Genomic DNA, 6,577 nt, shown 5'->3' with positions numbered 1-6,577 from the left:
CGGGTTCCGACGGCACCCTGCATCCGGTCCAGCAGGCCATGATTGAAAAGCACGGCAGTCAATGCGGGTTTTGCACGCCGGGTTTTGTCGTCTCGATGGCCGTGGGGCATCTTCAGGGTCGCACGGTGTTTGGCGACGGGGCAAGCAAGCCAAGCGAAAACCCGGAAGCCGTCGTTCTGGGCCGTATTCTCGCATTGGCCTATTACTTGGAGTCGATCCAGAAGTAATCGATAGCTACGAGGACCGTTTAGAGTGGTCGCAGCATGTCCGCTTTGGGCTCAAGGCCGCCGTTCGCTGCACTTGCACATCGAAAACACTGGGTCGCAGCCCCTAGCGTCCGCTTTCTTCAAGTTGCCCAATTTAGTTTGCGGGCGCAGCGAACGGCAGCTCTCCGCCCTTTGTGACGGCGCGGGACTTCAAGCGCACCCGATTTCGCACTTGCAGCGAAAGCTCACTTTGTCCGGCTTATCAGACCTCGGCACTCTGCGCAGCCAATGTCCGCTTCCCGCTGCCCTGCCGGGCCAACGAATGAGACTCTTGGCTGCCTCCGCGATGGCCCGGCAGGGCAGATTTGCATCTATGATGCACCGGCTAGCAGTTTCTCAATCCTGGAAGAGACCGTCTCGGACGCGGCCTCCAATGCAGCGCCTGAGAGATGAGCATACCTCTCGGTACTCTGAGGATCACGATGCCCTAAAAGTTTGCCCGTCATGTATAGGCTTTCCCCAGACAGGATTGCGTGACTGGCGTAGGTATGCCGGAGGTCATGAAGCCGAAGCGTTTTTGGCAAACCTGCAGCGTGTTTTATGCTTTGCCAAGCGGCATGGACTGATGACCTTGGCGTGCTGATGTTTTGCGGTGATGGAAATACGAACTCCGATGTTACCTTCCGCCGCCTATCTTTGAGCGCCGCTATCGCCACATGACTCAGCATCACGGTTCGAGGTCCAGTTTTTGTCGTGGTTAAGTCAAGCCGGTCCCGGCTGACGGCGTCCCACCGTAGGCGTAGGATTTCACCAGACCGACACCCGGTCAGTAGCATAAGCCGGATCGCGTCTGCCGCGTCATGTGTGCGGGCAGGGGGGTGCTTGAGGGTGTCAGTCAATGCTCTGAGGTCTTTGACGTTTAACATCCGTCCGCGAGGGGCGCGTTTGTTTTTGCGGATGGGTCCCGCTGGATTAGGCAAGTCATAGGGGACATGCCCCACTTCCTTGCCCCATGTCAGTATCGCCGTAAAATGCATCAATGCAGCATTCGCGCCACCCGATCGAGATTTGGAGTAGCGGTAAAACCAATCTGCGAAGTCAGGCGTTGTGATCTTGTGCAGAGGCCTTGCTCCAAAAGCTGGTAACAGCTGCGTATCGAGATACGACCGCAGACATGTGAGCGTCCTTGGCGTGTAGACCCCGGTTTTAGCCTCACAGAAGAGTTTTGACAGGGCACCGAAGGTCATTGAGGTGGGAGATGCGAGTTTGGCCTCTACAGGGCTGCTTCGTGCTTGCATGGCGGCACGCGCGGTCTGGAGGCTCATCGTATCCAAACTGCCTAATGTGACGCGGCGGGTGGTGTCGCCCGTGCGCTCCCATCTGACCCATGACCGCGCGCCCGAAGGACGCAGCCTGAGGGCAAGGCCCGGACAGCCAGCATCATAGATTGTCATTTCCTTTTTCTTGCATTTCAGGGACGCAAGCATGTGCGGGGTCAGCAGCGCTTCGGTTTTCATTGCGAGGCCTCCCATGCCTGTTGTGTTTTCCGCCAAGCAATGAGATCGCGACGGAACTTTGCAACACCAAGCCCATGCTTCTGACAGAAGACGGTGTACTTATCCTTTGATCGAAGGAACGCCGCGACATTCGTGTTGTGACATCTGGGCTTTCTTGTTTTGCGCTGCATGACTTTTCGAAAGTGTGTGCCGACGCGCGCGGACGCGTCCGCAACATCACGGCTGGCCAAATGTGCATATCCCGCCGTGGAGCCCTTATCCGAATGTCCCAGTAGTCCGCCGACGATCAGCAGGTCATGACCGAGGCCAAGGGCGACAGATGCAAAGCTGTGGCGCAGATCATGAATGCGGAGTCTTGGCATATTAAGACGTTCACGAATGTCTGCCCAAACCGGTATGAGCGTTGCCGCTGTCAGTGGGCCATCGTCTATGCCGAAGACAAACTGTGACTGCCGGGGACAACTGGCGATGAGCCGCCGCGTGGCCTTTCCAAGCCAGATTGATTTTGGGCCGCTCTTTGCATCCGGAAGGGCCGCCCGCTTGCCGTCGATCATTGACCATTCAAGCCCAAGTGCCTCGCCTCTGCGACAGCCTGTCAGGGTCAGAAACCGCAATAGGTTAATGGCCTGCGGATGATCTTTTTGCAGGCCGTCAAAAGCTTCCCCAAGAAGGCCAATTTGTAACTCTGTCAAATAGCGCGCTTGGAAGCTGGTTTCGTGTCTGCGAAGCCCCTTGCAAGGGTTCGATTCAGGAGGCACCAAACCGCGCAGTTCTGCATGAACACAGAGGGAAGAAAAGACCGACAAAGCCCGGTTGTTTGCGCCTTTCGAAAGTCCGAGGTCATTCATCCAAGCGCGGACGTCTTCGCGGCGAATTGATCCAAGTTTCCGCTTCCCAATGTGAGGAAGAATTTGGGTCTTGAGAGAGTTTCGGTTTGTCTTGAGCGTTGATGGCTTCCAGCGTCCTGCGCATTCTTCCAAAAAGACGTTGGCAAAATCAGCTATCGACGTTGCCGAACAGGACCGTGCATCTGGCGCAACTTCCAAACCCACCATATCACGGGCCAAGTTGCAGGCGCGATCAATCGCAATAGCCGCGCAATCGCCAAGGGTGGTTTTCCTCAAACGTCCATCTTGCCGCCAGTAGACCACCCACTTCGCACTTTTGCCCCGAACGCGACGGGCCAGTTCTGGCACAATGTCATCTCGGATGATGGTATCGCCTGATGGCTGGACCGCCTTGGCAGCTCTTCTTTGTGGTGTCTGTTTCGCTTGCTTGGGCACCGTCTGATCTCCTGTTGAGCCTGCGGGGAAAAAACCTCGCAAATGTCCGGGAACCCCCGGGGAAAAACTGGGAACAGATAATTCCGGCTCGTTCAGACGCCACTTGGGCTGATCAAATTGGGAAGGAGATGTTGCCAAACAAGGCCTTACATCTTCGACCCGTCACGTTGCTTGTGACCCTCGGTCACGCATTTTCCACACACCATACGCAACTCGCGTTGCAGGGGCGTTTCACTCAATGAAATCAGTATGTTAAATGGAAAAATGAGCTGTTTCTTGTGGTACAGTTTACCAGAATGTAGAGAAAACAATAGGTTAAGGGTGCTCTTGGCCAGAGTTGGCCCGGAACTGGCCCAATTTGGCCCAGCCGATTTTCGAGTTTGGCCCAGATCTGGCCACGCCAAAAAGCACCGATTGTTATAGCGATGAGATATCGGATCACCGTTCATGACCGCGTCCCTTCTCTGGCTCGAACGTCCGCTGCTCGCCCTCCAACGGAACGGCCAAACGCTGTTCCTCTATGGACGTGATCAGTCGTCCAGTGGTCTTTGCGTTCTCGCGCAACTTCGAGGCAACCAGGTTAGAAAGGATGGTCATTTGGCTGGCGAGGTCTTCGGACATTTCCTGGAAGCGTTTGTGCAATCGTGGGAGCTCCTCGCCGTTTGTGAACTTGGTGCCAACCAAAGTGCTGATGTGGAGAAATGTGTTCACCATCTTGCACATGCGATGATCTATCAGATCGGTCAGGCCGCTGATGGCGTTGGTTTGCGCCCGGCACGTCAGAGCGAGGGCAGAGAGCGCTTCCGTTTGGCGAAGGTCACGGGCCTCAAAAGCCGACACTGTGTGTTCAAGGCGATTGGCGCGAGACCTGTCGTGCAGTAACTCTGAGATCGCCATGTCCAGAGCATTTGCGGGAAGTTCGCTCTGGCCCTTTATGAGATCGAGGGTGTTGAATGTGGCTCAGTAGCTTGTCTGACCTTCTCCGCCGTCTTGGGATTATCCAGCGACTTGATTAAGTGCATCATGCTCTTCGACCTAACCAGTCACCAAGGCCACAGCTTTCGGATAGGAGACATCTTCACAAGTACGGTTCCGCCTTTTCTCACCTAGTGCTGTCAACGGCGGGCCAAATCTGTTCCACCAGAATCGAACCGTTTCGTGACTAATCTCGATGCTGCGCTCGTGCAAAAGATCCTCCACATTCCGCAGCGGCAATGGGAACCGGACATACATCATCACGGCTAGTCGGATGATCTCGGGCGAGGTTTTGAAGTAGCGTAAGGGGCTGGGTTTTGTCATCCCCAGACGCTAGGCGGCGCGAACGATAGAGGCAAGAAAGCTCCTCTGACACTGCCCCGCCGCGCTTAGTGCAAAACGGTGGTACGCCCAGACAGTGTCGGCAGTGACCTCACGAGGATAGCGTGCTGCCGCTGCTAAAGATGGACGGGGAAGGAGGGGGCCCATCAATACTCTCTAAAAAAGCCACACCCAGCGGCAACACCTTTCATAACTGATTTCTGATTTCCGTTGTTCAAAAGACGTGACTATTATCAAGGGGCGGCAGGGCGACGCAGGCATGGTCGTTGCGTGCTCAGGGGCTTTCACGTCAAGTTCCGATCATATTTTTCTGTCATGAGAACTGGAAGCCATGAGAAATCTGCAATTTGGAGCAGTGAGATGTTTAAGTACGAACCTGGAAAAGATGTAGGTCCACTAGAAGATTGGCCCTTCGAGAACCCAGAGAGCAATTATCAAATCAAGGAAGGCGATCCGAAGGCGTCCGGTCGTATTGATGCTGGTGGAGAGGGGCATACGACCCGTGTTGGCATCTGGCGTTGCACAAAAGGCGTATTCGAGTGCACGGAACAAGGCGACGAACTCATGACAATTTTGTCTGGACGTTGCCGTTTGATTGATCAAGTCAGCGGTCAGATAAGCGAGCTCAAACCGGGAGATAGCCTTTTCGTGCGTGATGGTAGCCGCGTGAATTGGGATGTTATTGAAGACGTCACAAAGGTTTTCTTCGGTCAGAAAACGGACAAGTTCTGATGGGACTAGCCTTTGTTTGGCCAAGGGTGCTTGATTGACTACGGACGGCATTAGACAAGCAAGGCGTTTGGTTACTTGGGCATGGTCAGGTTTCTCGCGCGCGGGAGTTGCAATGAAGGGATGCAGGTAATGAATTTGAATTTCGCTGTAGTATTGATGGTTGCGTTGGGCGTGTTCGCTCAGCCCGCTTTCGCCATCGAGAAATGCGGCTCTGGCAAGCGCGTGACCTGCGTTGTTGACGGCGACACGTTCTGGCTCAAGGGCGAGAAGATACGTGTTCAAGGCTATGACACGCCCGAAACCACGACGAACATATGCGGCGGCAAACGGGAGGTTCGGCTTGGTCACAAGGCCAGCGACCGGCTCACACAGTTATTGAACAGCGGTGGTGTCTCGCTTCAGCGGAATGGCAAGGACCGGTACGGCCGTACCCTCGCGGATGTCTATGTTGACGGCGTGGATGTTGGAGACACCCTTATTGCTGAAGGGTTGGCTAGAAGTTGGCCGGATGGGCGAGAGTTTTGGTGCGACTAGCCACAAGGTCATGGGCTACCCGATTTGCCGTACCATCCGATACGAGCATTGTGTTTTGCCCCCAAGAAAATTCGACCGCAAGAATCTCTGCGACGACAAAGTCAGAAATAGTCGAGAATTGATGCGTACATTTCTCCTGAAAGAAGACTGTCCCATGTCCTCAACACTCCCATTTGTCCGCCGACAGGGTTTTTGGAACTAAGAGCGGATTAGACTAAAAGAGAGTTTGGCTCATTTGGTGAGTTTGATTATGTGGCACGTTGTCTGTGATGCAAGCAGCCGGTTTCGAGCATCTTTCGTTTGATCCTTTCCCTTTGGTGTAGAATGGCTTTGTCACGTCCGCAGTAGACGTCAGACGGCGTGACTTTGTTCAGGCTCTCGTCCGTCTCGGCGACGGAAGCATCACCTGCAGGTCAGAGGGCAACGCTGGTGATTTTCGTGATCGACGAAGGCCTCAATCTGGGTTTCGAGGTCACCCGGCAAAAGAGTGGGCGCGCTTCGTCGAAAGGCCCGCCCAAGCAGGAGCGACGGTTTCTAATTTTGGACTGTGCGTCGCGATGAGATCAGCCTTGGTCAGCCCGATGCCCAAATGTTGTTTTGCGCTCAAGGGAGTGTGGCAGGCTGCCGCATTGAGAATAGGCGCGCCGCTCTAATTTCTTGTTCAGTGTTAATTTTTTAGAGGCCGGTAAAGTAAGATGTTCAAAGGTTTTGGAATTTCAATTGCCATCATTTGTTTTGGCATGGTGGGTTTACCGGTTCTCCTGGTATCGTTTTTTTAGTGTGGTTGGAACTGAAGAAGCGGGCGACCCTTCTCTAAAGGCGATATAGAGGCCTCCTTAGCGAGCCACGCTGGGGCACGTATCGACAACCTCATGTGGAAAAGCGCGCGACGGTAGGGATGGTGCTGCAGGTCAGTCCATCCCTGATCGACTATTCGGGAGTGAGGCTTCCGAACTCGCCGGACACCACATCTCTGATAAAGTTGGCC

At 54.5% G+C, this 6,577-nt stretch carries 5 protein-coding genes and 3 pseudogenes; 3 read left to right on the top strand and 5 right to left on the bottom strand.

From position 1 onward, the window contains the following. Positions 1-125, top strand: a pseudogene (locus tag Q1B15_RS15225) (2Fe-2S iron-sulfur cluster-binding protein); the annotation flags it as partial. 452 nt (positions 126-577) lie between these two features. Here Q1B15_RS15225 and Q1B15_RS15220 read toward each other — a convergent pair. From Q1B15_RS15220 to Q1B15_RS15205, 4 genes and pseudogenes are all read right to left on the bottom strand, one after another. Then, positions 578-1,723: a site-specific integrase gene (locus Q1B15_RS15220; protein WP_299755088.1), complete on the bottom strand. Its 1,146-nt coding sequence runs from the start codon at positions 1,721-1,723 to the stop codon at positions 578-580. Next, entirely contained in the window at positions 1,720-3,006 is a 1,287-nt protein-coding gene (locus tag Q1B15_RS15215; protein WP_299755085.1) for a site-specific integrase, read from the bottom strand. Before Q1B15_RS15215 ends, Q1B15_RS15220 begins: the two co-directional genes overlap by 4 nt. A 438-nt stretch (positions 3,007-3,444) precedes the next feature. After that, positions 3,445-3,903 carry a hypothetical protein gene (locus Q1B15_RS15210; RefSeq protein WP_299755083.1) on the bottom strand — a complete coding sequence of 153 codons (459 nt, stop codon included), beginning with the start codon at positions 3,901-3,903 and terminating at the stop codon, positions 3,445-3,447. Between the two features lie 225 nt (positions 3,904-4,128). Further along, a pseudogene (locus Q1B15_RS15205) lies at positions 4,129-4,305 on the bottom strand (IS6 family transposase); the annotation flags it as partial. Positions 4,306-4,683: 378 nt separating this feature from the next. On the opposite strand from Q1B15_RS15205, the gene Q1B15_RS15200 reads away from it, so the two are divergent. Both Q1B15_RS15200 and Q1B15_RS15195 read left to right on the top strand, forming a co-directional pair. Further along, on the top strand, positions 4,684-5,055 hold the full coding sequence (locus tag Q1B15_RS15200) for a cupin domain-containing protein (RefSeq protein WP_299755080.1): 372 nt from the start codon (positions 4,684-4,686) through the stop codon (positions 5,053-5,055). Positions 5,056-5,184: 129 nt separating this feature from the next. Next, a complete protein-coding gene (locus Q1B15_RS15195; RefSeq protein ID WP_299755078.1) occupies positions 5,185-5,589 on the top strand; it encodes a thermonuclease family protein in 405 nt (134 codons plus the stop codon). Between the two features lie 248 nt (positions 5,590-5,837). Here Q1B15_RS15195 and Q1B15_RS15190 read toward each other — a convergent pair. Further along, a pseudogene (locus tag Q1B15_RS15190) lies at positions 5,838-6,072 on the bottom strand (hypothetical protein); the annotation flags it as partial. Between the last annotated feature and the right edge of the window lie 505 nt (positions 6,073-6,577).

This window comes from uncultured Boseongicola sp. (genome assembly GCF_937988555.1).
Classification (GTDB): domain Bacteria; phylum Pseudomonadota; class Alphaproteobacteria; order Rhodobacterales; family Rhodobacteraceae; genus Boseongicola.
This window is presented reverse-complemented; position numbering and strand designations above follow the sequence as displayed.

Coding starts and splice junctions, on each gene's coding strand:
- Q1B15_RS15210 (WP_299755083.1), bottom strand. CDS start 3,903: ATGGCGATCTCAGAGTTACTGCACGACAGGTCTCGCGCCAATCGCCTT.
- Q1B15_RS15195 (WP_299755078.1), top strand. CDS start 5,185: ATGAATTTGAATTTCGCTGTAGTATTGATGGTTGCGTTGGGCGTGTTC.
- Q1B15_RS15220 (WP_299755088.1), bottom strand. CDS start 1,723: ATGAAAACCGAAGCGCTGCTGACCCCGCACATGCTTGCGTCCCTGAAA.
- Q1B15_RS15200 (WP_299755080.1), top strand. CDS start 4,684: ATGTTTAAGTACGAACCTGGAAAAGATGTAGGTCCACTAGAAGATTGG.